We start from the raw sequence: 2,721 nt of genomic DNA on the forward strand, positions 1-2,721 counted from the left end.
ACCACCTTCTTGGCATCGCCGAAGACCATCATGGTCTTGTCCATGTAGAACAGCTCGTTGTCCAGCCCCGCGTAGCCCGCGGCCATCGAGCGCTTGTTCACGATCACCGTCTTGGCCTTGTAGGCCTCCAGGATCGGCATGCCGTAGATCGGCGTGCCCTTCTGCAGCGCCGCGGGGTTCACCACGTCGTTGGCCCCCAGGATGATCGCCACGTCGGCCTGGCCGAACTCGCCGTTGATGTCCTCCATCTCGAACACCTGGTCGTAGGGCACCTCSGCTTCCGCCAGCAGCACGTTCATGTGCCCCGGCATGCGCCCGGCCACCGGGTGGATCGCGTACTTCACCGTCACGCCGTGCTCGGTGAGCTTGGCCGCCAGTTCCTTCACCGCGTGCTGCGCGCGCGCCACCGCCAGGCCATAGCCCGGCACGATGATCACCGTCTCGGCATTGCTCAGCACGAAGGCCGCGTCGTCGGCGCTGCCGCTCTTGACCGGGCGCTGCTCCTTGGCGCCGCCYGTGGCCGTGGCCGCCTCGCCGCCGAAGCCGCCCAGGATCACGTTGAAGAAGGAGCGGTTCATCGCCTTGCACATGATGTAGCTCAGGATCGCGCCCGAGGAGCCCACCAGCGAACCCGCCACGATCAGCATCGCGTTGTTCAGRCTGAAGCCGATGCCCGCGGCCGCCCAGCCCGAGTAGCTGTTGAGCATGGACACCACCACCGGCATGTCCGCCCCGCCGATCGGGATGATGATCAGCACGCCCATCACGAAGGCCAGCAGCAGCATCGCGAAGAAGGCCGTCCAGCTCTCGGTGGCCACGAAGGCCAGCCCCAGCGCGATGGTCAGCAGGCCCAGCGCCAGGTTGAGCATGTGCTGGCCCTTGAACTGCACCGGCGCGCCSCGGAACAGCCGGAACTTGTACTTGCCCGAGAGCTTGCCGAAGGCAATGACCGAGCCGCTGAAGGTGATCGCGCCGATGGCCGCGCCCAGGAACAGCTCCAGCCGGTTGCCCCCGGGGATGGCGAAGCGCGCGAAGCCGTCGATGAGCACCGCCCCCTCGGGCGTGTTCGCGCCGATCACCGCCGGCAGCGGCGCCGCGGTGATGCCGAAGGCCCAGGGCTCGGCCACCGCCGCCACGGCGATGAAGACCGCCGCCAGGCCGATCATGCTGTGGAAGAAGGCCACCAGCTCGGGCATCTGCGTCATCTCGACGGTGCGCGCCCGGTAGGCGCCGTAGCCCCCGCCYACCACCAGGCCCAGCAGCACCCAGGACATGCCGATGGCCTTGCCGCCCGAGAGCTGCACGATCAGCGCCGCGGTGGTCAGGATGGCGATCGCCATGCCCACCATGCCGAACATGTTGCCGCGGATGGAGGTCGTCGGATGGGACAGGCCCTTCAGGGCCTGRATGAAGCAGACCGATGCGACCAGGTACAGCAGCGTGACGACATTCATGCTCATGCTGCGTTCTCCTTGCCGGCTGCCGGTGCTGCCTTCTTGTCCTTCTTCCTGAACATCTCCAGCATGCGCCGGGTCACCAGGAAGCCGCCGAAGACATTGACCGCCGCCAGCGCCACGGCCAGCACGCCCATGGTCTTGCCCAGCCCGGTCTCGGTGAGCGCGGCCGCCAGCATGGCCCCGACGATCACGATCGCGGAGATCGCATTCGTCACGGCCATCAGCGGCGTGTGCAGCGCCGGCGTGACGGTCCACACCACGTGGTAACCCACGTAGATGGCCAGCACGAAGATGATCAGGTTGATGACGGTGTGGGAAACGGGATMCATGATTGATTACTTCCTTGTCACTTGGCCGTCTTGCGTCATGCGGCAGGCCGCCACGATGTCGTCCTCGAGATCGATCTTCAGGCCGCCTTCCTTGGTCACGATGAGCTTGAGGAAGTCGAGMACGTTGCGCGCATAGAGCGASGACGCATCCGCCGCCACCAGCGCCGCCAGGTTGGTCTCGCCCACGATCGTCACGCCGTGCCTGACCACCGTCCTGTCGGCCTCCGACAGCGGACAGTTGCCGCCCACGCCGTCGGGCCCCTTGCCCGCGGCGATGTCGACRATCACCGAGCCCGGCTTCATCGACTTGACCATCTCCTCGGTGATCAGCGTGGGCGCGGCGCGACCGGGGATGAGCGCGGTGCTGATCACGACRTCGGCCAGCGCCACGCGCTTGGCCACCTCGATCTTCTGGCGCTCCAGCCAGCTCGGGGGCATCGGGCGGGCGTAGCCGCCCACGCCYTCGGCGGCYTCCTTCTCCTCGGCSGTCTCGTAGGGCACGTCGATGAAYTTGCCGCCCAGCGACTCGACCTGCTCCTTCACGCTCGGGCGCACGTCCGAGGCCTCGATCACCGCGCCCAGGCGCTTGGCCGTCGCGATGGCCTGCAGGCCCGCCACGCCCACGCCCAGGATCACCACGCGCGCGGCCTTCACCGTGCCCGCGGCCGTCATCAGCATGGGGAAGAAGCGCTGGTACTTGTCGGCGGCGATCATCACCGCCTTGTAGCCGGCGATGTTGGCCTGCGAGCTGAGCACGTCCATGCTCTGCGCGCGCGTGGTGCGCGGCGCGGCCTCCAGCGCGAAGCCCGTGAGCCCGGCCGCGGCCAGGCGCTGCAGGCCCGCGGCATCGAAGGGGTTGAGCATCCCGATGACGACCGTGCCGGGCTTCATGCGCGCGGCCTCGCCGTCGTCGGGCGCGCGTACCTTCAGCACGA

The 2,721-nt window shown here is 68.0% G+C and carries 3 protein-coding genes; all 3 read right to left on the reverse strand.

Features of this window, described 5'->3' with window-relative positions:
• Positions 1-1,460: NAD(P)(+) transhydrogenase (Re/Si-specific) subunit beta (locus tag AC1DNF_RS35380; RefSeq protein WP_478153567.1), on the reverse strand; the 1,460-nt coding region annotated here is incomplete at its 3' end.
• The gene (locus AC1DNF_RS35385) at positions 1,457-1,786 is read right to left on the reverse strand and encodes an NAD(P) transhydrogenase subunit alpha part 2 (protein WP_478153569.1); all 330 of its coding nucleotides are present in this window, start codon (positions 1,784-1,786) and stop codon (positions 1,457-1,459) included. The genes AC1DNF_RS35380 and AC1DNF_RS35385, both read right to left, overlap by 4 nt.
• Before the next feature lie 6 nt (positions 1,787-1,792).
• Positions 1,793-2,721 (reverse strand): NAD(P) transhydrogenase subunit alpha (locus AC1DNF_RS35390; protein WP_478153571.1); only part of this gene is annotated, 929 nt, incomplete at its 5' end.

Source organism: Variovorax sp. 01T432, from assembly GCF_056398605.1.